This window comes from Nocardia sp. NPDC020380 (assembly GCF_044386975.1).
GTDB lineage: Bacteria > Actinomycetota > Actinomycetes > Mycobacteriales > Mycobacteriaceae > Nocardia.
This window is the reverse complement of record NZ_JBIRVQ010000016.1, coordinates 30,393-54,900: the sequence shown is the minus strand read 5'-3', so window position 1 is coordinate 54,900 and position 24,508 is coordinate 30,393. Positions and strand designations below refer to the sequence as shown.

Below are 24,508 nucleotides of genomic sequence, written 5' to 3'. Positions count from 1 at the left end.
CGCAAAAGCACTTCTCGCAAAAGCAAAGCGCCCCACCCGAATTCGGGTGGGGCGCTGCACAGCTGTCAGCTCAGTGCTTTTCCGGGCCGAGGTGGTACTCGAACACCAGTCCGCCCGCGGCGAACAGGATGCAGACCACGCCGAGGCCGATCAGCCAGAACTGGAAGAACGCCAGGCCCAGAGCGGTGATGGACCCCGCGCCGGCCAGCAGGATGGGCCAGAACGACCCGGGCGAGAAGAAGCCCAGATCGCCCGCGCCGTCCACGATCTCCGCCTCTTCGAAGTCCTCGGGACGCAGGTCCAGACGACGGGCGACGAAGCGGAAGTAGGTGGCCACGATCAGCGCCAGACCCGCCGAGAGCACGATGGCGGTGGTTCCCGCCCACTCGACGCCGGTCCGCGACTGGCCGGTGAAGTAGCCGTACACGACGGCCACGATCACGAAGAAGACCGTGATCAGTTCGAAGATGCGAGCTTCGACCTTCATGTCAGTTCATCCCTCACTTGACTTCGGAGGCGAGTTCGTTGCCGCGCGCATCACGCTTGGTGTTGAACGGGTGAGTGGTGGTGGCTACCGGCGACTGTCCGATGCTGGCCAGCGCGTCGGCGTTGGTCATGCCGCCCTGCCGCGCCTTCAGGTACTTCTCGAAGTCGGCCGGCGAAACCGCCCGGACCTCGAAGTTCATCATCGAGTGGAAAGTACCGCACATCTCCGCGCAGCGGCCGACGAAGGCGCCGGTCTTCTCGATCTTGGTGATCTGGAAGACGTTGTCCGAGTGGTTCTGCTTCGGGTTCGGCATGACGTCGCGCTTGAACAGGAACTCCGGCACCCAGAAGGAGTGGATGACGTCCGCGGCGGCCAGCTGGAACTCGATGTTCTTACCGGTCGGCAGCACCAGCACCGGGATCTCGGTGGAGGTGCCGACGGTCTCGACCTTGTCGTAGTTCAGGTACGAGATGTCATTGGCCGGCAGACCGTTGTTCGGGCCCGGCTGCGGGTGCCCGTCCTTGGTGCGCTCCTTGTACTCGTCCTGGATCTGCGTGTTCATGTCCTGGCGGGCATGGTCCACGCCGTCGTAGACGGTGCCGTCGCTCAGCACGACCTTCTGGTACCCGAACTTCCAGTTCCACTGGAAGGCGGTCACGTCGACCGTGACATCCGGGTTGCTGACCTTCTCCATCACGAAGTTCTGGACGACCACGGTGAAGTAGAACAGCACCGCGATGATCACGAACGGGATGGCCGTGTAGCTCAGCTCCAGCGGCACGTTGTAACCGGTCTGCCGCGGGAACTCCGGGGAGTTCGGCTTCTTGCGGTGGAACGCGATGGTCCAGAAGGTCAGACCCCACACCAGCACGCCCATCGCGAGCGCGGCCAGGACGGACCACGTCCACAGCTCGCGCATCCGGGTGGCCTGCGGGGTGACGCCCGAGGGCCAACCGAACCGAAGCCACGGGTTGTCGATCGAGCAGCCGGAGACGAGCATCGCGGTCATCCCGAGGGACACCGCCAGCCCGGCCCGACGAAGGATGCGGCCCCGCCGACCCCGGGCGGGTCGTGCCCCTATCGCTTCGCTCGCCTTGTGCGCCACACTCAACGCCTTCCTGGTCGTCATTCCGACTCCGCGCCACCCGGACCCGCTTCCGCCGGATGACACATGTTCAGCACGTATCAGGGACCTCAGGGTGCGACGCGCGAACGCGCCACAGCACCTGAGAGTTTCCCAAGTACTACGGAGCGTAGACCAAACCACGCCCCACGTTGTGATCGGGTCGGGCTGTGTCTAAATTTGCCTCCGCTTCGCTCCGGCGGTTCGCGGCCCTCGTGACCCCGGTTCTTCCCTCCCTCCGCTCCTCCGCTGCGCTCCCCCGCTCCACTCGGTCCAGAACCGGGGCGGGCCGCGAACATGGGTGCGTGCCAGCGCAATAGTGATCCGGCGGAGCGGGAGCAAGCCGACTGCGGCATACTCGGACAGTACGTTTCGTGCCCATCCCCGATTCCGGAAAGAGGATCTCGGCTCAGTGTGTGGACTGCTCGGTTTTCTGACAGCTGACACGGCTTCAACCGCGGATGGGCGGACGGTCGAAACGACCGCGGCACAGGTGTACGAGGCGCTGCACTGCCAGCGGCATCGCGGCCCCGATGAAAAGGGCACCTGGAACGACGAGCGGATGATCTTCGGATTCAACCGGCTCTCGATCATCGATATCGAGCACTCGCATCAGCCGCTGCGCTGGGGACCGCCGGAGAACCCCGAGCGCTACGCCATGACCTTCAACGGCGAGATCTACAACTACCTCGAGTTGCGCGAGGAGCTGAAGACCGCGCACGAGGCCGAGTTCGGCGATCAGCCCATGTTCCGCACCGAGGGCGATACCGAGACCATCGCCGCCGCATTCCACTACTGGGGCGCCAAGGCCGCGAGCCGGCTGCGCGGCATGTTCGCCATCGCCATCTGGGATACCGAGCTGAACAAGCTGTTCATCGCGCGCGACCCGTTCGGCATCAAGCCGCTCTACCTGGCCACCGGCCAGGGCGGCACCGCCTTCTCCAGTGAGAAGAAGAGCCTGCTGGAACTGCTTCCGGCGCTGCAGCTCTCGGACGACCTGGACCCGCGCGCGCTGGAGCACTACACGGTGCTGCAGTACGTGCCGGAGGCCGAGACCCTGCACCAGGACATCCGCCGCCTCGAATCCGGTTGCTACGCCTGGATCGAGCCCGGCGAGGCGCCGCGCGTCACCCGCTACTTCAACCCGCAGTTCCGGGTGCGGCCGTTCGCGGCGGGCTCGGAGCGGGCGCGGTACCGGGAGATCGCGGCGGCGCTGGAGGATTCGGTCGCCAAGCACATGCGCGCGGATGTGACCGTCGGCGCGTTCCTGTCCGGCGGCATCGACTCCACCGCGACCGCGGCCCTGGCCATCCGGCACAACCCGAACCTGCTGACCTTCACCTCCGCCTTCGAACGGCACGGCTACTCGGAGGCCGATGTGGCCGCCGAGACGGCCGCGGCCATCGGCGCCAAGCACATCGTGCGGATGGTGAGCCCGGAGGAGTACGCGGCCGCCATCCCCGAGATCGTCTGGTACCTGGACGAACCCGTGGCCGATCCGGCGCTGGTGCCGCTGTACTTCGTGGCCAAGGAGGCCCGCAAGCACGTCAAGGTGGTGCTCTCCGGCGAGGGCGCGGACGAGCTGTTCGGCGGATACACCATCTACCGGGAGCCGTTGTCGCTCGAGCCGTTCGAATACCTGCCGCGCGGGCTGCGCAAGCTGGCCGGCAAGCTGTCGGACCGGATTCCCGAGGGCACCCGGGGCAAGAGCCTGCTGCACCGCGGCTCGCTCACCCTGGAGGAGCGCTACTACGGCAATGCGCGCAGCTTCAACGACGCCCAATTGCGTTCCGTGCTGCGCGATTTCCGTCCCGAGTGGACGCATCAGGACGTGACCGGCCCCATCTACGCCATGCAGGGCCGTGATTGGGATCCGGTGGCGCGCATGCAGCATCTGGACCTGTTCACCTGGTTGCGCGGCGACATCCTGGTCAAGGCCGACAAGGTGACCATGGCCAACTCGCTGGAACTCCGTGTCCCGTTCCTGGACGCCGAGGTCTTCAAGGTGGCCGAGCAGATCCCGGTCGAGCAGAAGATCACCAAGGAGACCACCAAGTACGCGCTGCGCCAGGCGTTGGAGGACATCGTCCCCCCGCATGTCCTGCACCGCGCCAAGCTCGGTTTCCCGGTCCCGCTGCGGCATTGGCTGCGCGGCCCCGAACTCTACGACTGGGCCCGCACCCAGATCACCGAGTCCGGCACCGACCACCTCCTCAACAAGCCCGCCATCCTGGCCATGCTCGAGGAACACCGCACCGGCCCGCTCGACCACAGCCGCCGCCTCTGGACCCTCCTGATCTTCATGATCTGGCACGGCATCTTCGTCGAGAACCGCATCAAGCCCGAAATCCAGGAACCGGTCTACCCGGTCAACCTGTAGCGAGCAGCATTCGGCGGCCGCACCCTCGGACGAGGGTGCGGCCGTTCGCATTCGTGGGGGTTGATCGAACTGAAACGGCCGTCAGGTGCTCGCGTCCGTGCGGGCGATCGAACGGGAGGGGCCGCCAGGTGCGCTGCGGCCGTTCCGCGTTCAGTTCGCCGGCCGAATCCCGTACGCCTGAATCTTCCGATACAACGAGGACCGCGCGATCCCGAGATGCCGCGCCGCCTCCCGCCGATTCCCACCCGTCTGCACCAGCGCCCGCACGATGGCCGTCCGCTCGGCAGCCTCGATCGGCGTCAAACTCCGATTGGCCGACCCGAAACACGTCTCCGGCAGATCACTCTCCCTGAGATCCCCCGCAGGCCGCCGCCCCAACGCCACCCGCAACGCCTCCCGCAACTCCGCCACATTCCCCGGCCACTCATACCCCAGCAACACCCGCAACACCGCAGGCGAACACTCCACCGTCCGCCGCGGCGCCAGCACCCGCAGCAAATGCGGCACCACCTGCCGCAAATCATCGATCCGATACCGCAACGCCGGCACACTCACCCCCGCCCCGAAATGCCGCAACACCGCGTCCAGATCGCCCTGCCGAACGCCTTCCCCAGCCGAGATCTCCCCTGCGTCGGCGACTCGATCGTCCTCGCCGACACCGGTCTCCGCCGCACCCACCGCCCCGTCTCGAAGGCCATCGGCCGCGGTAGCGGCATTCGCGACAGCCGCCATCGGCGCGAGCCGATCTCCGACGGCAGCGCCGGTCGCGATCGTGGCGCGCTGATCGTCCACGCCGGCGCCATTTTTCGAGGCCGGCGCCTTTGCATCATGTCGATCGTCCTGGGTGGTGCCGATATTCGCGCCGCCGGCGACTCGCGTGCGCAGGTCATCCACCACAGCAGCAACATTCGCGGCAGCATCCGCTCCAGCACGCAGGTCGCCCACGGCAGCAGCGATATTCGCGGCGGCAGCGGCGCCGGCGCGGAGGTCGCCGACGGCGGTGACGGTGGCGGCGACGGCGACGGTGGCGGCGACGGCGACGGTGGCGGTGAGCCAGCCGCCGGGTGGGCGGGATTCCAGCCATTCGTCGAGGTCGGCGAGGAGGTCTGCCGGGAGTTCGTCGAGGTGGGCCAGGACGATGGTGGGGCGGCGGTCGGGGTCGGGGAGGTGGTGGAGGCGGGTCACGGCGTCCGGGGTGCGGCAGTCTATGGCGACCAGGGGGCGGGCGGGGTGGGCGCGGCGGTGGGCGGCGGCGATGACGGACAGCTTGCCCACGCCGGGTTCGCCGGTGACGACGACCGCGGTGTCGGTGCGGGCGGCGGCCAGGACCTCGCCGCAGACGGCGCGCCAGACCGAGGACGCGCCCGGCACTTCCGGCATACCGGTGGGGGCCGTCCGGGCGGCGGGCTCGCGGGCGGTGAGATCGACGCGCAGGACCACGCCGACCACGTCGCCGCCCGCCTCGACCGGATCGGGGCGGACGCGGGCCCGGCGGCCGGTCGGGAGTTCGACATCGAGCATCATGCTCTCGCGGACACCGGCCAGTCCGTGGGCGATCTCGCGGAGGAAAGCCTTCTCCTGGGGGCTGAGCTCCTCGTTGGCGCGGGTATCGCTCATGAAGACGTCACCGGCCAGCGACACCACCGGTCCGCGAGCATTGCGGCTGACGCGCAGGAATCGGTCCAGCACCGCGCGTTGCCGCACCGAACCGCTGGCTTGCAGGGCGGCCTCGATATTGCGGGCCGCCTGCTGCGCCAGCGAGTGCATGAAGGTGCTCGCGTCCTTGGCCAGGCAGCTGAGATCCAGTACGCCCTGCACGGACCCGGTCAGCGGATCCCGGACGGGCGCGCCCGCACACGCGAAAATCGTGATGTTCTCGGCGAAATGCTCCGGCCCGCGGATGAAGATTGCCCGCCCGGACGCCAGCGCGGTGCCGATTCCATTGGTGCCCACGGCTTCCTCGGCGTACGAGAAGCCCGGCGCCAGGAACACGTTGTCGAACCGCCCGCCCAGTCCGCGCTGATTGTCGCGCCGGATCAGCACCCGCGAATTCTGGTCGGTGAGCAGGATACTCACCGGAATATCACTCAATTCCTGTGCCAGCCGGTCGATCACGGGCTGCGCGCAGTGCACGAACCTGGTCTGCAGGTCGACATCCCCCACATACCCGCGATCCAGCACATTGGCGACGTCATTGACCCCCGCGTCGCGGGACCGCCGCCAGGACGCCGACACCACGCCGGACACCGCGTCCACGGGCACCTGCCCCGCTGTCAGGAAATTCTCGCGTGCCAGTTCGACCCGGTCGATGTCATGGGTCCGGTTCACGAGCGCTCCTCTCCGTCGGCTCCGATATCCGTCGAATATCGAGTGTCCCAAAGTGGGACATCGAGATCGAGCCGTTCTGGCCAGACTGAATGCACCAACGACCGCGACCATGGCCGCTGATGGATACGTGCCCCACGCCGTGGCGCTTGTTGGAAACGCCCACCCGCCCCGGCCTTCGGGAGACACCGTGGTCGCCCGAAAGCCACCGCCCAAGGCTGCTTCGGGCCGGGGCCGGTGGTGCATGGCACTCCCCCACCCGCACAGTGTGGGCTTGGCGGACTCACAGCTTCGGATTAGTCTCAGGTCTGATCTGGGGTGGAGTATCTGCGCCGGTCCCCCAGGGGAGTGGAGGTCGCAGTGCACGGCAGTAGGAGTTCGGGGTGAAGTGGCGCCGTTCGCGGGGCGAGGACGGGCGTGGTGAAACGCCGGGCGCCGAGGGTGCTGCCGGATCGGATTCGAGCGGGCCGGCGGCAACGGTTCCGCCGCAGCCGCGCATCGCACCGATCGGTGAAGTGACCTCACCGGTGTGGCGGAAGTTCCAGGACCGGCTCACCGCGGCCGACAATGCGGCGGATCCGGCCGAACGCACACGACTGATCGTCAAGGCGATCCACGAGTTCCTCGCACTCGGCGAGGATCACGAATTCCGGGCCGGTCGCACCGTCTTGCAGGACCGCACCGCCCAGGTCGCCACCGTCGACCCCGATGCGGCAGTCCGCCTGGTAGCCCGCCTGAACAGCTGGATCGGCATCGACGAACCCACCACCCGATCCGTCTACACCGCCTGGCTGCAGCACCCGAACGCCGAATCGTTCGCCGAAACCTGGTCCGCCACAAGCGACCTGCTCGAATCGGACGCGGAACTCGCGACCTGGCTCTGCAATACGGTCCGCGCCGGCACCGAACCCTCCCCCGAGTTCGCCCGCCTCGCCCGCACCCACCTCGTAGACCTGGTCGACAGCGACTTCACCCGCTACGAATTCTCCGGCGCGACCTCCCCCGTCTGGATGCTCCTCTACGCCCTGGGCCCCGCCACCCGCCCCGACTGGTTCCTCCACTTCGGCGACCGAGCCGCCGCACGCGGCGACGAGACCGAGGCCGCCCGCCGCTACGAATTCGCCGACCGCTTCGGCGGCGGCACCAAGGCCCGCACCCGCCTCCGCCACCTCCACGACATCGGCGCCTACCACCGCCTCCGCCGCGGCATCACGGCCTCGGACCAGCTCAAGGGCCCCGGCACCCCGACCCCGTACCGCAATCTGGTCCTGGCCACGGCGGCCGTAATGGAAGGCCGCCCGGCCGCCGCTGCCCTGACCGAGGTAACCCGCGAGGGCGACAAGCCGATCCAGCACTTTGCCAAGTTCCTGGCCGCCCTCGACCACCTCCGCAACGGCGACCGCGCCACCGCCCGGCGACAACTCCGCGAGCTACTGGACGCGACCGCAGGTACGCAGCCGCCGGCAAGCGGCCCCGGATCGATACCCAGCGACTCCGCGGCCGCCGGCATCGACTCGATGGTCGGCCACACCGGCACCGGGGCCGATGCAAACCTCAGCGCTGCGGGCACTGACGGCGCCGGCGACCCGTCGGATATCGGCCTTCGGGCCAATATCCGGCTCGTGCTGGGTGCGCTGGAGGACGACGATGCGCTCGTGGCCGAGGGCGCGAGCATGCTGCTCACCGAGTTCCGGGAACACTGGCCCAGCCGCGCGATGGTGGACGCCGCGACCGTCCTGACCGCGGTATCGCGCGTCGATGCCACGCTGCTGCCCGAGTTGATCGGCGCGGCCGACTCCGAATTGCACGGCGCCGGCGGCGAATTGGATGCGTTGCGCCTGAATACGGCGCGGACCTTCCTGTCGCGCGCGGCACGGGCGACCTTGTTCGCCCGCTTCGACCGGACCCGCACCCTGCTGGATCAGGCCACCCAGCTGCTCACCGGCGCGGACGGGGAGGCAGCGGATGAATTGCGGCAGCATGCGATCCTGATCTCCGAGACCATGGTCCGCTTGCAGACCACGGCGGCCCTGGAACGCCCCTTGGATCGGCTGGCGTTCGCCGCCCTCACCGAGGACGGCGCCGCCCGGCCCTGGACGCAGACCGCGCTGCGCCTCTGGCAGGACAACGACACCGAGAGCGAACCGAACCCGGACAGCCTGCACCATCTGGCCATTGCCGAGCACGCCCGCGCGTACCAGCTCGAAATCGAGGGCGACGCAGCTGCTTTCGAGCATTGGCGCAATGCGCTCGCCGCCTGGGCACGGCTGCACGCCGATGAAACCTTCTGGGATCGGCTGCGCACCCATCTCACCGCGGTCAGCGCCGCGACCACTCCGGACGAGGTGACCCGCGCGGTCGACGAGGCCCGCGGCGAGCTACCCGCCCAGGTGCTGGAACCACACGTCACCCGCGTCCAGGACCTGCGCAAGGACGAATTGCCCAGGGCGCGTGCCCATCTGGACCTCATCCGCACCGCCCCGTTCGAGCCCGCCGATATCAAGCGCGCCCGCGCCCGCCTGGCCCGTGAGGCGGGTGGCCAGATCCGTCGCATGACCCGGGAGGCCCGCTTCGACCGTGCCCTCGACGAGGTGCAGGCCTGGCTCGAGATCGATGCCGACAATATCCCGCTGGCCGAGCTGGCCCTCGACGTCGGCATCGAGACGGTCGAGGACGAGAACCGCCGCGGCGAGGGCTGGGGCGATCGCGCCCGGCCGGTGCTGGAGCGTGTCGACACGATGGTGGAGCCGCTGCGGGCCGAACTCGGCCTGACCGTGCGCCAGATGACGATCGGCACCCGCCCGGTCACCGAGGACAGCGATCGGGCGGCCTTCAGCGGCAAACTGGCCCGGCACGAGTTCTGGCTCGGCGTCTGCTCACTGGTGACGACCATCGATCGCGTCCGCGCCAACCCGTACGCCGATCGGACCGGATTCCGTTCCGCCGTCACACATTTGAACATCGCCCTGCGCCTGGGCCTGCCCGGCATCAGCCCCTACGACAACGCTCGTGACCTGCTCGTGGCCGCCGGTAAATGGGAGCGCGCCGCGCAGGGCGGCAGCGTGGTGGGTTTCTTCTAGCGATGACCTCCCCTATTCGTATCGGAGCAGCAATGAACCTCTGGTCGTGGCGTGACCGTAATCCCTACTACGAGACGGCCTTCCAGGTCCTGGACGTGGACCCGACCGCCGATCGCGCCGCCACCCGCGCCCGCATCGCCGCGCGCCGCAAGCGGATCTCGTACGATGCCAAGCGTTTTCCGCTGTTCGGCGCGATCCTCACGGTCGCGCAGGTCAACGAGGCCGAAGAGCAGCTCGCCACCCCGCGCGCCCGCATCGCGGCCGAGCTGCTCACCCACCGCCCCGAACCGTCCGGCGACGATCTCGCCGACCTGAACGACCTGCTCGAACTGAGCCGAACCCTGTCCACCGCAACCGAAGCCCCGGCCCAGGACCACGAGGCCGGCTTCGACTACCGGGTGCTGCTCGCCTTGCTGCCCGCCCCGGCCGACCAGGAGCCCTCCGCATGAGCATCGTCGCCGGTATCGATCTGGGGACCACCAACTGCTGCATCGCCATTCCGGCCGATGCCGATATCCCGGACAAGCAGCAGCTCATCGACAGCCGCCGCCTGCGCCCGCTGGGCGGCGCGCTGCTGGTCGCCAATCCGGATCTCTCGCTGACCACGCCGTCGGCGGTGTGGATCGGCCCCGACGGCACCCCGCTGGTGGGTGCGCTCGCGAAACGTAAAGCGCGCCAGCCGGGTACGCCGCCGGCCATGTTCTTCAAACGCAATATGGGCACCGATCAGCCGGTCACCGCGGGTCATGCGACACTGACCCCGTTGCAGGCGTCGGTGCATCTGCTGCGGCATCTCAAGTCGGTGGCCGAGCAGGCGCTGGGCGTGCCGATCGACCGCGCCGTCATCACCGTCCCGGCCTACTTCGAGACCAGCGCCAAGACGCAGACCACGCAGGCGGGCGCGGAGGCCGGGCTGGAGGTGGCCGAAACCCTCATGGAACCGGTCGCGGCCGCGCTGGCGCACATGCACGAGAACGGCGGCTCCGACGCGGAATCCCGCCGCTTCCTGGTCTACGACCTGGGCGGCGGCACCTTCGACACCTCGGTGGTGTCGTGGGATCCGGAGGACGGCTTCAGCAGCCGATCCTTCGACGGCGACCGCTATCTCGGCGGCTACGACTTCGACCAGGCCATCGTCGACTGGATGATCGCCCAGCTCCCCGCCTACGACCTGCGCGTGGAACCGGGCGACGCGGCCGACGCCGAACGCCTGGCCCGCCTGCTCGCGCTGGCCGAAACCGCCAAGCACGAACTGACCCGCGAGACCGAAACCGAGATCATCAACCAGGATCTGGAGGATCGCGCGGGCCTGCCCATGTCCATCAATCTGCCGTTGAGCCGGCACGAGTTCAACCGGCTCATCGACGGTCACGTCCGCGGCACCCTGGATCGTTGCGCCGAGGCGCTGGACAAGGCGCGGCTCACTCTCGCGGATCTGGACGAGATCGTGCTGGTCGGCGGCTCGTCGCGGGTACCGCTGGTGGCCGAGTTGCTGGCCGGGCGCTTCGGGCTTACCCCGCGGCTGTTCCATCCGGAGCTGGTGGTCGCGGTCGGCGCGGCGCTGAAGGCGGGGAGTCTGGCCACTCGCCGCAGCATTCTGGAGCTGGAAAACCTGGTGCCGGAGGGTGATTCGGTCGATATCGCGGGCCGAGTGCTGTGCGGGGAGCTCGAGGCCGGGGAGCTGGTGGTCGAGGTCGAGCCCACTGGCGGCGAGGTATTGCGCGAAAGTCTCGACGAGACCGGCACCTTCCTGTTCATCGAAGTGCCGCTGGACGAGACCGGCGAATGCACCGTCCGAGTGCTCGCCGACGGTGTGGAGATCGCCGCCGAACAGGTGGGCGTGCGCATCGAATCCGGCCCGGCCGTACCGGATCTGGCCGGCGATATCCTCGCCCACGACTTCTCGGTGGAGCTCCTCGACCGGCAACTGTGCCGAGTCGTGAAGGCGGGCACCAAGATTCCGCATCGCGTCTTCCAGCGCCTGGAGACCGCGACCCGCGGCACCACCCTTGCCGTGCGCCTCTACGAGGGCTGGATCCCCATCGGCACCGTCCGCATCCGCGACCTGCCGGATGATCTGGAACCCGGCACCCCGGTCGAGCTCACCCTCGAATTCGCGGTGGGCTGGACCATTCACGCCTCGGTCCGCATCCCGCACCTGGACCGCAGCGCCACCGCCGCCATCGAGATTCCGGTACGCGAGGTCGCGCCGTGGGCCGAATTGCGTTCCCGCACAGCCACGGCCCGCACCGACTGGCGCCAAGCCGGCCGCGAGGTGCACCGCGCCGAGGCCGCCAAGGCCGAACCGGAGATCGAATCCCGCCTGACCGCCCTCGAACCCCTGGTGGCCCGCACCCAGGACCAGGCCAAGGCCCACCACCTGCTGCTCGAGGTGGAAACCATCCTGCAGGGCCTCCTCCACAGCCGCGGCCCCGAAGACTATCTGGAACCCCCGCTCGCCGACTTCGAACGCAAACTCGAATCCCTCGACGACCTCGTCCTCTACCTGCAACGAGTCGAGCCGGACCGCGCCCCCGCCTTCCGCCTACGCCGCGAGGCCCTCGAATCGGAAGGCCGCGAAGCCTTCCAAGCAGGCGATTTCGTAGCCTGGCCCCGAGTCCACGAAAAACTCGAAGACCTCATCCAAGAGGCGATGGCCATCCCCGCGATCCGGGAAATCGTCATCATGCAACAAACCCCCAGTGCCCTCCGCGGCTGGCTCCGCGAGCGCATAGACGAGGTCGACACCGCCATCCGCACCAAATACGCCGACCTCCAATCCGATTCCCGCCTGGAACCCCAGGACCGCATCGAACTCCCCGCCCAACGCGACGACTTCTTCGCCGACCTGGCAGCCATCTCCCTCGCGGTAGACGACGTAGACCCCCAACGCCCCTCCGCCCCCGAACAACTCCGCAACATCTACTACGACAAACTCCGTCCCCTCCAACTCCGCATAGCCGGCTGGGGCCGCGAAGCCGGAATGCGCCAGTCCCCCTGACAGATTCAGCCTCGCCCCGGCCGCCGGTTCACCGCAGTCGGCGCGCATTCGCCCGAGCGCGGAGCAAGGTCCAGTCGGGCCGACGCACGTTCAGCGTGAGATCGGCCCCAGCACACGGGACATGGCCCCGTTGGGGTGATCCGTAGCCCGGGAGCACGTTCGCGGCCATATTCGGGCGGACGCGAGGTACGTTCCCCGACTCCGACAGAGCATTACCTGGCGGCGACGGTTCAGTTGGAGCGGATCTGGAGGCCCGGGACGGCCGCGATGACGGCGTCGATCGGCTGGGCGGTGATGGAGCCGGTGGGTGAGCAAGCGTCGGCGGAGGTGCTGGCGCTGACGATGCCGAGGGCCTTGGTGCCGGTCATGACCGAGCCGCCGCTGTCACCGTGCAGGCCGCAGGTGTTCACGCGGAAGAAGCCCTGCATGGTGACCTTGTCGGTGCGGCCGGGCAGACCGCCCTGCGAATAGCTGCGGCCGACCTCGAGGACTGTGCCGCAGGTGAATCCGGAGATGGCGCCGGATTTGCACGCGGGGGCACCCACCACCGGCGAGGCGGTGCCGTCGATGCGCAGTGGTTCGGACGCGGCGCTCAGCGGGGTCGAGGGCGTGGCGGCCTCGGGTGTGCCGGGTTCACCGCCGCTGCCGCTGGGCAGGGCCGTCTGGTCGTTGGAGCCTACGCTGCCGCTGTTCCCCGGCGCGTCCGCGGCAAGTTTGTCGGGTGTGTCCGCGGCGGGCTTGCCGGGTGCATCGCGAGTCTCGGTGGATACCAGGTTGTTCCGGAATCGCGCCGCCTGCTCGTCGCGTACGTGCACGATCGAGAAGTCGTGCGGCCCGAAACTGGAGGTCTCGATGACGCCGAGCTCCTCGCCCTTGCTGCCGTCGGAGTAGTCGTAGACCGGCTGCGGGCCCGAGCCTTTCACGCTCGGATCGAGATTGGCAGGATCGCAGTGGCCGGCCGTCAGGAACAGCGTGTTCCCCTTGGCATCGGTGGCATTGAACGCCACCGAGCAGCGCGCGGTCCCGCCGTGGAAGTCGAACGCAAAAGCCCGGCCGCCCATGTACTCGCCACCGGGCGCGCTGATCACCAGCGGCTGCACCCCGGTCGATTCCGGCGAGGGCCCGACCGAGGGCTCCCCCGCGCTGAGCACCCGCACCGGCCCCAGTTCCGGCGGCACCGGCGGCAGTTGCGGCGCCCCGGTGGTGTGCAGGACGACATCATTGTGCGCGACATCGATCCCGTCGCCGTACACCGTCCCGGTGATATTCGCAGGCTGGCCACTGATCCAGCGCAGCACCGCATCCCGCCGCTGATGCAGCGCGGCTTCACTGTAGGTGACGTCCTCGACAGTGAATCCGGCCCGCTCAGCGGCCTTTCCGGCATCGGCGCGGCTACTCCCCTTGGCCAGCGCGACAATCGCGCGATCCCCGTCCATGCGGACCCCCGCGAACGAGTCGTGGTACCCGACCCGCGCCACGGTCTCGAAATCGGCCAGATGCTTGGCCTGCTCCGCGCGCGCCAGATAATGGGTCGCGTCGAGCCCGAGATCGCGAGAGATCGCCGCGGCAAGCGTCGCGGGCAGATCGCCTTGATGCGGTGCGGGATCCGCCGCCGCGACACCGCTCCCGGCGGCCAGCAACAGGCAGCACCCGTATGCGGTGTGACGAGCAGCCTTCGGGAATGCCATCCGCCGTCCTCCCAGGACACCGCACCAATGAGACCGATCGTTTTCCCGAAACGGACTTTAACCGCCCCGAGCCACTCCGACGCCGCCCCACCGATTCCTGGGCGTGTCGGAAATGCGCTGGTCAACCGACCATTCATTGCACGCGGTGGCGATTTTCCCGATCTCGGGAGAGACTTCGGTGCGTGAATGCTTCCATCCGGAACCACATACAGCTGGAACGAGGAGCCGGTGACAACGCTCGCGCGCGGTGAAAACCGCCCCGCCCCGGGCGATCGAATGCTCGTCACCGTGACTTCCACTGCCCCACTCGACGTCTCGGCCCTCCTGCTGAGCGCCGACGGCAAGGTCCGCACCGACGGCGACTTCATCTTCTTCAACCAGCCCGTAGGCCCCGGCGTCACCTACCGCAACGGCGCCGGCGCCCCCGACCTGGTCGACATCCGAACCACCGCCCTCCCACCCGATATCGACACGGTCGTGGTCACCGCCAGCCTCGACGGCACCGGCCCCACCACCTTCGCCGCCGCGGCCCAGGTCACGGCCACCATCGAATCCGACACCGCCACACTGACTTTCCCCCTGACCGGCCTCACCACCGAAACAGCCGTGGTCGCCGTCGAAATCTACCGCCGCGCCGCCACCTGGAAAGTCCGCGCCGTAGGCCAGGGCTACGACGACGGCCTGGCCGGCATAGCCACCGCCTTCGGCGTCAACATCGACGACGAACCCGAAACCCCGCCGCCCCCGATCCCTCCGGCCAATACCACTGCCGGGCAGGGGCGCTCGCCGATGCCGGTGAATCCCTCGCCCGGGCCGAGTCTCCCGCCGGCGATGGCGCCCTCGTCCCCGGCACACCCGCCGATGCCACCTTCCAGCCCGATCCACCCGCCGATCCCACCGGCGGCGTTCGCCCCGCAGCAAGGAGCCCAGCCGATGCAGAGCGACCTCTTCAGCCCCGCACATGCCGAGGTCCAGGGCGCCGGAATCCAGAAGCAGAACGGCAAGATGATCCGGGTCGCGGTGAACGGGGAGGTCATGGCGCGCGCCGGATCTATGGTTGCGTACCAGGGCGACTTGAAGTTCCAGGCGCTGGGCGCGGGCGGGATCGGCCGGGCCATCCAGCAGCGGCTCACGGGTGAGGGCGTCCCACTCATGAAGGTGTCCGGCCGCGGCGACCTGTTCCTGGCCAACGGCGCCTCCGACGTCCACACCATCGACCTCGACGGCACCGACGGCCTCACCATCAACGGCGCGAACGTCCTGGCCTTCGACCCGACCCTCCGCTACGACATCCGCCTCATGCAGGGCGCCGCCGGATACGCCTCCAACGCAGGCTTCTTCAACTGCGTCTTCACCGGCCGAGGCCGCATCGCCATCATCACCCACGGCCACCCCGTGGTCCTCAACGTGGACCAGCCCACCTACGCCGACCCCCAAGCCGCCGTAGCCTGGTCCGCCGGCCTCCAAACCGGCATCAAACGCAACGACTCCTTCGGCTTCGGCCGCCTCATCGGCCGCAGCACCGGCGAAGGCCTCACCCTCGCCTTCTCCGGCCAAGGCTTCATAGTCGTCCAGCCCTCCGAACAACCCCCGGGCGGCCTCATCGGCGGCGAGGGCCGCGGCCAGCAAGCCGGCCAGAACGGCGGCATGCTCGGCGGCATCTTCGGCTGAGACCGGGCGATTTCGGGTCGACCCGAGGCGGCTGAGAACAGGAGATTTCGGGCCGGCCCGAGGCGGCTGGGAGCACGCGAATTCGGGTCGGCCCGAGGTGCCGGTTTCGTATACGGCACGGGCCCGGAACCATCGGTTCCGGGCCCGTCCCCTCAACGCCGCAATACCCTGCGGGCCAACCAGTTTCCGAGGAACTGGATGCCTTGTACCCCTGCGATGATGACCAGCGTCGCCACCAGGGTGACCTGCCAGTCGAATCGTTGATAGCCGTAGACCAGCGCGAAGTCGCCGAGGCCGCCGCCGCCCACCGTGCCCGCCATGGCCGACATGTCGACGATGGCGATCACCACGAAGGTGTAGCCGAGGACCAAGGGGCCCAACGCTTCCGGGATCAGGAGGGTGAGGATGATGCGCAGCGGGCCCGCCCCCATCGAGTGGGCCGCTTCGATCACACCCGGATCCACCGTCACCAGGTTCTGCTCGACGATGCGGGCGATACCGAAGGACGCGGCGACGATCATGACGAATGCCGCCGCATCGGTGCCGATCGTGGTGCCGACGACTTTCAAGGTCACCGGCCCCAGAGCGGCCAGCAGGATGATGAACGGGATGGGGCGCACCACATTCACCACCACGTTGAGCACCAGGTTGATCGGGGTGTTGGCGAGTAGACCGCCCTTGCGGGTGGTGTACAGCGCGGTGCCCAAGGCCAGGCCGATGATGCCGCCGACCACGAAGGTCAGCCCCACCAGGTAGATGGTGGTGCCGACGGCATCACCGAGCACCGGCCGCAGCCGATCCCAATCCGTGTGGACCGCTGCGTAATTCACCTCGTCGGCGTGCCAGCTCGTTCGCGCGGCCGCATAATTCGCCGCGGAATGCACGAGGCTCATACGGCCGCCCTCCGCTCCAGCTCGTCGACGACCTTGTTGACCGCGTCGTCCGGCCCTTCGAGCGTCAGCGTCACGCTGCCGAACGTCTTGTCCTGCAACGCGCTCACGCCGCCGTAGACCACCTCGAACCGCACACCGGCATGCGCGGCGGTGGCGAGCGCGTCCCCGATACCGCGCTCATCGTCGATATCCACGGTGACGAGCCGCCCGGAGTGCCGCTCGCCCAGCCGTTTCAGCTCGTCGACACTGGGCCGGTTGTGCAGCACCGTCTCGACGAACGACCGCGTCGGCACGGCCTGCGGTGCCGCGAACACCTCGAAAGTGCTCGCCAATTCGACGATCCGGCCCTCGGCCAGCACCGCGACCCGGTCGGCCACGGCACGGATCACATCCATCTCGTGGGTGATGACCACGATGGTGACGCCGAGCTCGCGATTGATCTTCTGCAGCAGCCGCAACACCTCCTGAGTGGTCTCCGGATCCAGCGCCGACGTGGCCTCGTCGGCCAGCAGCAGCGACGGCGAGGTGGCCAGCGCCCGCGCGATGCCGACCCGCTGCTTCTGCCCGCCGGACAGCTGATCCGGGTAGCTACGTGCCTTCTCCGTGAGCCCCACGAACTCGAGCAGTTCCGCCACGCGCGCCTTGCGCCGCGCACGTGGCCAGCCCGCGACCTTCAGCGGGTATTCGATATTCCCGGCCGCGGTACGCGAACGAAACAGGTTGAACTGCTGGAACACCATGCCGATATCGCGCCGCAACTGCCGCACCCGCGACTCCGGAACCCCGGTGATGGGGTCGCCGGAGATGAGCACACTGCCGCTGGTCGGCTTCTCCAGCGCGTTGATCAAGCGCACCAGCGTGCTCTTGCCCGCGCCGGAATAGCCGATCACACCGAAGATCTCGCCCCGTTCGATCCGCAGATCGATTTCCGACAGCGCGGTGTGACTCTGTTTACCGGCCTCGAAAACCTTGGTGACCGACCGGAATTCGACCGCGGCGGGCTTGTCACTCACTTGGTGTCGCGGATGGTCTGCTGCACCCGCTGCAGGATCTGTTCCAGCTCCGGCCCGCTCTTGGTCACCTCGACCGCGGTGCCCTTCGAGTTCTCGGCGACCGCCTTCTCCACATCCGGGTCGTGCCAGATGTCGACGAGCTTCAGGTAGGTGGGGTTGTTCTTGTCCGCAGCGCGGGTGACGAAGGCGTTGATGTACGGTGCCGCGCCCGGGCTGTTCGGATCATCCTTATACAGCGCGGAATTCGGGTCGATACCGGAACGCTCCAGGTAGGTGTTGTTGACCACGGACCCGTCCACGGAGGCCAGCGACAGCGCCGTCTGCGCGGCGTCCACCGGGGTGACCTTCACCTTGGAAGTACCCTTGTCGATATCGGCCGGCGTCGGCTGCGGGTTGCTGTCGGCGAGCTTCAGTAGCCCGGCTGCCTGCAGCACGAACAGGGCGCGCGCCTGATTAGTGGGATCGTTCGGCACCGCGATCTCGCCGCCCTGCGGGATGTCGGCGAGCGTCTTGTGCTTCTTGGAGTACAGCCCCAGCGGCGTGATCTGAGTGGCTCCGATAGGCGTCAGATCCTGATTGTTGGCGACATTGAACTGGCCCAGGAACTGCAGGTGCTGAAACAGATTCACGTCGATCTGCTTCTGTGCCAGCGCCTGATTGGGCTGCGAGTAGTCCGAGTAGTGGACGATGTCGATATTGATGCCCTGCGCTTTGGCCTTGTCCTTGAACACGTCCCACTGCGGATCGGTCTCGGTGGTGCCGATGCGCACGGTATTCGCGTCGGAGCTATTGCTGCTGCACGCCGTTGCCGTGAGGGTGAGGCCCGCGACTGCCGCTACCAGGACCGGGATCGCCAGTACCCGATGGAATTTCACTCGTACTCCCACATGATCGGTCGAAATCGAACCCGGCCATGCAACCGTGCGGGCAATCGACCGGCAATGATTGAGATCCGGCCGAGTCCAAACCTCGCGCTGGTACGTACCAGTCGCCTAGCTTGCGTGAAATGCGAAAATTGCGCCGCTACCTGGTGTTTCCTCTACTGCTAAGCCTGGCCTTGACCGCCGCGTGTGGCGGGGAACACCACGACAATGTGGTCCGCATCGGTGTGAACGATCTCGCACAACCGCACTGGGACGTCTTCAAGAAGAAGGCCGCCGCGGCGGGCATCACGGTGAGCTTCACCAACTTCACCGACTACAACCAGCCCAATCCCGCACTCTCCCAGGGCCAGATCGACCTCAACAAGTTCCAGCACGTCCGCTACCTGGCCAACTACAACGCCCGGAACAACGACACCCTGGTCCCCCTCGGCGCGACCGAGATCTACCCGCTGACCTTGCACTCGAAGAAGCACAAGTCGGTCACCGACATCCCCGAGGGCGGCGAAATCACCCTGAGCAACAACCCGGCGGTCGCGTCGGCGCCGGCAGGGCAGTGGCGAGCCTCCGGCGCGCCGTGCGCCCAGCCCAGAAGTCGCGGTGCATCGAGGCGCCGGACACCGGCGCCTCGGCACGCAGCTTGAAAGCGACGACGCGTCTTCGCGCGAGATACCGCCGCTTCGGGCGGGCCGGCTACAGGCGGCGGCGCATCTTTGCGCGGGCGGCGGCGATGATCGCGATGATTATGACCGTCATCATCTGCAGGGTGGTCCAGGCCGGGTGTGCGGGGACCGGAGTGGAGGCCACATACGCGGGCCTTGGACGAGGTGGAGGTACTGCCACGGGTGGCGGGAGAACCGGTGGTGTGACCTGCGGAGGCGGCGGAGGCGGCGGAGGCGGCGGGATGATCGGGGCGGCGGCCGGGACCACGGCCGGCGGTGACGGAATCTGCAGGGGGATAGCGGGTTCCTGCAGAGGGACGGGGAGCAGGAGCAGGCAGGTCAGCAGAGCGCTGCCGCTGGCGGCGCTGCCGACCGCCGCACTGCCCGCGGCGGAGCCGGGACCCACCAGGCTGGAGCCGCCGGGCCAGAGTCCGGGCCACCAGCCGGGACCGACCAGTCCCGAGCCCAGCGAACTACCGAGGGCACTGCCGACACCGGAGCCGAGTGAACTGCCGGTGAGAATGCCCAATCCGAGTGCGGCACTGCCGAGTACAGCACTACCCGCGCAGGCCGTCGCCACACTGCCGGAATCCAGTCCGGCCAGGCCTCCCAAGGTGTTCGGCGCCGCCACCTGACCGCCCAATGCGCTCGCAGCCTTCGGTGCGGCCAGCGCATGCCCATCCGACAGAGCGAGATTCGTGGGATCCGCACCGACGGCGCTACCGCTACTACTCCCCGAGCCTGAACTGCCATTCCCGAGGTAAGCACCGCCACCCGCCACTCGGCCCGCGCTCAGACCGAGTCCGCTCCCGGTCGCTGAGCTGCCCGCTCCGGAACCGGTTGCACCGCTGCCGCTCCCGAGCGACAGCGCGCTGCCCGAAGGAGCGTCCACGGCGCCGGGACCGGCGCTGCCCGAGGGCCCGCCCGCGCTGCCGCTGGCAATCTGATCGATCACAGTGGGTAGACCCGGGTCCGCCGAAGCAGGCCCGGCGAGTAGGAGCGCCGCGACGGGCACCGCCGAGGCCACCGCCAATCCTCGTGCGGCTCTGTGTGTTCTGGTCATTGGGTCCGCCTTGTCCAGGCGGGCGGTCGATTCCCGTTCATCGGTTCGGCACCCCGCTCGAGACCGGTGCATTGCCTGCGGGCGCGCCGGGAGCCGAACTGTCCGGCACCAGCGTCTTGCCGAGTTGGTCGTACCGTTGCTGCGCCAGCGTGTAGGCGTCCCGCGGCACCACATTGCCACCGGAGAACGGGCGGTCGAGCTGGTAGATCGACAGCATCACGGTCCCGACCACGATCCCGAACAGGGCCGTCATCAGCAGATTTCGCTTGGTCACCACCACACCGGCGAGCACCGTGCCGAGCAGCAGCATGACCGTGCCGAACCACAGCGCGACGTACAGAATCGTCGGCATGCGGTATTGCGCGTCCAGCCCGCGGTCATAGCGTGCGTCGGAGGCCGCATCCAAAGCGGTGGACGCTTTGTCCTGTGTGTCCTTCACATCCGGGTCGGTCGTCGGCACCGAATCGACCGCAGCCCGCAGTTCGTCGAAGGTGCCCTGCACCTTGTCGTCGAGCCGCTGATGATGGTCCATGGTCGACCATTCCTGCGTCACAACCTCTTTCGTGTACTCCCGGGTGAGCCCCTCGATATTGCTGCGATACGGCTCGGGCAGATCGTGCGCCGCCTCGTACACCGTCACCAGCCCCTTGGCCTCGGCCACAGTGTGCGAATGCGCGTCGTCATAGCTCTGCCAGCAGATCACCACGACGAAAGCGACAATCGCGGCAAAGAACATGTTCACCAGGTCCAGAACCATGGTGTGCGCACCCTCTTCGCCGTCCTCCTTCCGCCACGCTTTGGGCCGTACGCGATCCCCGACCACGAACACGATCACGGCGATCACCGCGAACAAAACGGGCAGCAGGAATATCCACTGCATGGTCACTCCATCCTCGGCGAACACGGTGACGGGACAGCCGAACACGCTGTATTCGCAACCACCGCCCAGTCGGATTGCGAGCCGCAACAAACGCCGTCACCACCCCCGGCGCGTCCCCCGGAGTGTCGCCCCACACTCCCAGCCGAGCCTCCCTCCACCCGGACCCCCACACCCCAAACCCCATCGCCCCCTTGGCGGCGCGCGACTCACTGCCCTCGGTGGTGCATGTCGTGCTCCCCCGGTGGTGCGCGACTCGCTCCCCCGGCGGTGCGCGACATATGCCGCTCGGCGTATGCGACTCAGCGGAAGGAGAGGACGCAGGCCGCTACGGTGACGCTGATTTCCAGTGCGGCGCCTAGCACATCACCGTTCAGGCCACCGAACCGCCGCACGCAATGGCGGACCAGCACCGCGGCCACCGCCAGCGCGAGCGCGACCGCGATCGGGCCCTGCCACCGATTCCCGCCCGCGAATACTGCCGCAACCAGAGCGATCCCGCCCCACACGGCCGCTACGACCGGCCCTTGAGTCCCTGCCACCAGCGCACCGAATCCGGCGCCGGGCGCCGCATCGATCCCTCGTCGACAGGCCAGCACCACCGCCACCCGCCCCACCGCGACAGCGAACACCACGGCGAGCCATCGCCCGTTCGCCGCCAGCCCCGCGAGCGAAACCGCTTGAATCCCAATAACGAACACCAGCGCAGCCACCCCGAACGGACCGGCCCCGCCGCTCTTCATGATCTCGCGAGCCCGCTCCGGCGGCCCGTAGCTCCCGAGCCCGTCCATGGTGTCGGCCAGCCCGTCGACATGCATTCCCCGCGTGATCAACGCCAGCCCGGCCACCGCCACCAGCCCACCCAGCAGCCAGCTACCCCCCAAAGCCCCTATCCCCCAAAGCACCCCGGCCGCACCCACCCCGGCCAATATCCCCACAACGGGCGCCCACCCGATAGCCCGTCCAGCTGCCTCCCGATCCACCTGCTCCGGCCCCCTGACCGGCAGCACGGTCAACCAGGAAACCGCCAACCGCAAACCATTCACCACCACACCTCGCGCGCAACAACGATTCTCCGCATCCCCGCCATACCGCCCCCGACACACGTCGCTCCGGGAACGCACGCGCAGGCCGACCTCACCTGGCCCGGCCGCATCGTCCTGCCCGACCGCATCGTCCTGCCCGACCGCATAATCGTTCGCGGCCGCATAGTCGTTCGCGGCGATGGCCGACCGGCGGACGGCCCCTGCCCCCGGCTTGCCACCGAACATAGTTCGGCGGCAAGCGTTTGGGAGCTGTCAGGCACCGGCGGGTTCGGGGGCGTCGGCGGTACTGACTCCCGCGTCGGCGAAGGTCGCCATGTCGGACAAGGTGGCGACGGACGCGCGAAGCAGCGGCAGCGCGGTAAGGGCGCCCGAGCCTTCGCCCAGGCGCATGCTCATTTCGAGCAGGGGCTCCAATTCCAGGCGGTCCAGGGCGATCTTGTGGGCCGGCTCACTGGAGCGGTGTCCGGCGATCCACCAGGCGCGGGCGCCGGGCGCCAGCTGATCGGCCACCAGGGCGGCGGCCGTGACCACGACGCCGTCCAGGATCACCGGGGTCCGCCGTGCGGCCGCACGGGCCAGGAAGCCGGCCATGGCGGTCAGATCCGCGCCGGATGCGGTGCGCAGCAAGGCAACCGGATCCTTGACGACAGGCCGCGCCCGCCACATGGCGTCGCGAATGGCCGCGGTCTTGCGAATCCAGCCCGCATCGTCGACACCGGTGCCCCGCCCCACCGCGACGACCGGTTCGGTGTCGGTGACGGCGGCGATCAGCACGGTCGCCGGCGTGGTGTTGCCGATCCCCATCTCACCGGCGATGAGAAGGTCTGCGCCGGAATCGATCTCCTCGTCGGCGATGGTGGCGCCGGCGGCCAGTGCGGCCTGCACCTCGGCCTCGGTCAGCGCGTCCTCGCGGTCGATGGACCCGCTGGACCGCCGCACCTTGTGCCGCGAAATCTCCGGCGTCGTATCCCCTTCGACGGCAATGTCTTCCACCCGCACGGTCGCATCGGCCAAGCGCGCCAGCACATTCACCGCCGCACCCCCGTGCAGGAAGTTGGCCACCATCTGCCCGGTCACCTCACTCGGGTAAGCCGACACCCCGTGCCGAGCCACCCCGTGGTCCCCCGCGAAGATCACCACCCGAGCCCGCTCGAACTGCCGAGGCGGACACACCCCCTGGCAAGCCGCCACCCAATTCCCGAGCTTCTCCAGCCGCCCCAACGCCCCCGCCGGCTTGGTCAACTGCAACTGCCGCTCCTCCGCAGCAGCCCGCACCCCCAAATCCGGCCCCATCACCGGCCCGAACGCAATCCGCACCCGCGGCTTGTTCAGATTCGGGCTCTCAGCACCGTCGACGCCGGTCCCCGCCACAACACCCTGAACTGCGGCCCCGGCAGCGCGGGCGTCGACCACGGCAGCGCCGGACACCGCCGCCGCGTCGTCTCCCGCCACGACACTTCCGGCCGACTCGAGCGGCGTTTCGACGTCGAACACCTCGGCGTCCGCCGGCGCGATAGTCCCCGCAGCGCGCGCGTCGACTGAAGCTCCCTGCGTAACAGCGGGGTTCATTGCATCGTCTGGAGTGACGCCAGGCAGATCGCCGAGCCCGGACACCGCACCGGCCGCGGCCACGGTTCCCCCGGTCGCCGCAACGGCTTGCGCCGCAGGCGAGTTCGCGGCATCGCGCAGAGCGGCCGCCGACACATCGCTGAGCTCGGTCACGGCATCGGTGACCACGGTGGCGCGATCGGGCTTGATCTGCAGCGCCTGGCCGGCGACAACGAGGTACACCTCGTCGCAGACCTGGGCCAGCCGCTGATTCAGCGTCCCGAGTTCATCGCGGAAGAGCCGCCCCGAAGCGGTCCCCGGGATGACCCCGAGCCCCACCTCGGGACTGACAATGACCAGCCGATGCCGATACCCGGTGACCGCCGCAACCAGCTCTTCGATATCAGGCCCCACCCTCCCCCGCGGCAACTCCCAAGCTCCGCGCGCATCGATCCGCGCGGTGAGCCAAGTCCCGAGGTCGTCGATCAGCGTCGCCCCGCCGCCCGCGCTCAAGGCCCCGATCGGGTCGCCTTCGACGGTCGTCCACTCCGCGGGCCGCCGCGCCCGATGCGCCGCAATGCGTTCGGCGAAGTCCTGATCATCGGCATCGGCTATGGCGGTGGCGACGTATCGCACCGCTTCCGACGCGACCAGCTGTTCCGCGAAGGCCGATTTCCCGGACCGGGCGCCACCGAGCACCAGCGTCCGCAGCGGCCGATCGGTTGTTTGAGCAGTGTGCGACACGACAGCACGGTATCAACAGCGGCTAC

General features: G+C 68.4%; 17 protein-coding genes. 6 read left to right on the top strand and 11 right to left on the bottom strand.

All coding sequences use genetic code 11. The annotated features are described in order from the left end of the window. Window positions 1-70: 70 nt before the first annotated feature. On the bottom strand, window positions 71-487 hold the full coding sequence (locus ACH438_RS36630; RefSeq protein WP_397013982.1) for a cytochrome c oxidase subunit 4: 417 nt from the start codon (window positions 485-487) through the stop codon (window positions 71-73). A gap of 13 nt (window positions 488-500) precedes the next feature. Then, window positions 501-1,496, bottom strand: coding sequence for a cytochrome c oxidase subunit II (locus ACH438_RS36625; RefSeq protein WP_397013980.1), 996 nt, complete (start codon window positions 1,494-1,496; stop codon window positions 501-503). Window positions 1,497-2,022: 526 nt separating this feature from the next. Here ACH438_RS36625 and asnB point away from each other — a divergent pair. Continuing rightward, on the top strand, window positions 2,023-3,990 hold the full coding sequence (gene asnB / locus ACH438_RS36620; protein WP_397013978.1) for an asparagine synthase (glutamine-hydrolyzing): 1,968 nt from the start codon (window positions 2,023-2,025) through the stop codon (window positions 3,988-3,990). Window positions 3,991-4,140: 150 nt separating this feature from the next. Here asnB and ACH438_RS36615 read toward each other — a convergent pair whose 3' ends face one another. Beyond that, window positions 4,141-6,318 carry a sigma-54-dependent Fis family transcriptional regulator gene (locus ACH438_RS36615; protein WP_397013976.1) on the bottom strand — a complete coding sequence of 726 codons (2,178 nt, stop codon included), beginning with the start codon at window positions 6,316-6,318 and terminating at the stop codon, window positions 4,141-4,143. 380 nt (window positions 6,319-6,698) lie between these two features. Here ACH438_RS36615 and ACH438_RS36610 point away from each other — a divergent pair, with 380 nt between their 5' ends. From ACH438_RS36610 to ACH438_RS36600, 3 genes are read left to right on the top strand one after another with little or no spacing between them, the layout of a single operon-like run. Then, window positions 6,699-9,395 (top strand): hypothetical protein, encoded by a 2,697-nt coding sequence (locus ACH438_RS36610; protein WP_397013974.1) that lies wholly within the window; start codon window positions 6,699-6,701, stop codon window positions 9,393-9,395. A 32-nt stretch (window positions 9,396-9,427) separates the two neighbouring features. After that, entirely contained in the window at window positions 9,428-9,844 is a 417-nt protein-coding gene (locus tag ACH438_RS36605; protein WP_397013972.1) for a hypothetical protein, read from the top strand. Beyond that, window positions 9,841-12,396 carry an Hsp70 family protein gene (locus ACH438_RS36600; RefSeq protein WP_397013970.1) on the top strand — a complete coding sequence of 852 codons (2,556 nt, stop codon included), beginning with the start codon at window positions 9,841-9,843 and terminating at the stop codon, window positions 12,394-12,396. The genes ACH438_RS36605 and ACH438_RS36600 overlap by 4 nt, the downstream gene beginning before the upstream one ends. A 230-nt stretch (window positions 12,397-12,626) precedes the next feature. Here ACH438_RS36600 and ACH438_RS36595 read toward each other — a convergent pair whose 3' ends face one another. Continuing rightward, window positions 12,627-14,084: a S1 family peptidase gene (locus ACH438_RS36595; protein WP_397013968.1), complete on the bottom strand. Its 1,458-nt coding sequence runs from the start codon at window positions 14,082-14,084 to the stop codon at window positions 12,627-12,629. A 276-nt stretch (window positions 14,085-14,360) separates the two neighbouring features. On the opposite strand from ACH438_RS36595, the gene ACH438_RS36590 reads away from it, so the two are divergent. Beyond that, complete coding sequence (locus ACH438_RS36590; protein ID WP_397014263.1) at window positions 14,361-15,755, top strand: AIM24 family protein; 1,395 nt, start codon at window positions 14,361-14,363, stop codon at window positions 15,753-15,755. A 152-nt stretch (window positions 15,756-15,907) separates the two neighbouring features. Here ACH438_RS36590 and ACH438_RS36585 read toward each other — a convergent pair whose 3' ends face one another. From ACH438_RS36585 to ACH438_RS36575, 3 genes are read right to left on the bottom strand one after another with little or no spacing between them, the layout of a single operon-like run. Then, window positions 15,908-16,648 (bottom strand): methionine ABC transporter permease, encoded by a 741-nt coding sequence (locus ACH438_RS36585; RefSeq protein ID WP_397013966.1) that lies wholly within the window; start codon window positions 16,646-16,648, stop codon window positions 15,908-15,910. Beyond that, complete coding sequence (locus ACH438_RS36580; RefSeq protein WP_397013964.1) at window positions 16,645-17,661, bottom strand: methionine ABC transporter ATP-binding protein; 1,017 nt, start codon at window positions 17,659-17,661, stop codon at window positions 16,645-16,647. The genes ACH438_RS36585 and ACH438_RS36580 overlap by 4 nt, the downstream gene beginning before the upstream one ends. After that, window positions 17,658-18,536 carry a MetQ/NlpA family ABC transporter substrate-binding protein gene (locus ACH438_RS36575; protein ID WP_397013962.1) on the bottom strand — a complete coding sequence of 293 codons (879 nt, stop codon included), beginning with the start codon at window positions 18,534-18,536 and terminating at the stop codon, window positions 17,658-17,660. Before ACH438_RS36575 ends, ACH438_RS36580 begins: the two co-directional genes overlap by 4 nt. A 131-nt stretch (window positions 18,537-18,667) precedes the next feature. On the opposite strand from ACH438_RS36575, the gene ACH438_RS36570 reads away from it, so the two are divergent. After that, window positions 18,668-19,186, top strand: a complete 519-nt coding sequence (locus ACH438_RS36570; protein WP_397013960.1) for a MetQ/NlpA family ABC transporter substrate-binding protein — start codon at window positions 18,668-18,670, stop codon at window positions 19,184-19,186. A gap of 49 nt (window positions 19,187-19,235) precedes the next feature. On the opposite strand, the gene ACH438_RS36565 is transcribed toward ACH438_RS36570, so the two are convergent. The 4 genes from ACH438_RS36565 to cobT form a co-directional block, all read right to left on the bottom strand. Continuing rightward, the gene (locus ACH438_RS36565) at window positions 19,236-20,267 is read right to left on the bottom strand and encodes a hypothetical protein (RefSeq protein WP_397013958.1); all 1,032 of its coding nucleotides are present in this window, start codon (window positions 20,265-20,267) and stop codon (window positions 19,236-19,238) included. A gap of 37 nt (window positions 20,268-20,304) precedes the next feature. Next, window positions 20,305-21,147, bottom strand: a complete 843-nt coding sequence (locus ACH438_RS36560; protein ID WP_397013956.1) for a DUF4239 domain-containing protein — start codon at window positions 21,145-21,147, stop codon at window positions 20,305-20,307. 299 nt (window positions 21,148-21,446) lie between these two features. Beyond that, entirely contained in the window at window positions 21,447-22,190 is a 744-nt protein-coding gene (locus ACH438_RS36555; RefSeq protein ID WP_397013954.1) for an adenosylcobinamide-GDP ribazoletransferase, read from the bottom strand. 252 nt (window positions 22,191-22,442) lie between these two features. Next, window positions 22,443-24,482 (bottom strand): nicotinate-nucleotide--dimethylbenzimidazole phosphoribosyltransferase, encoded by a 2,040-nt coding sequence (gene cobT / locus ACH438_RS36550; protein WP_397013952.1) that lies wholly within the window; start codon window positions 24,480-24,482, stop codon window positions 22,443-22,445. Window positions 24,483-24,508 lie beyond the last annotated feature (26 nt).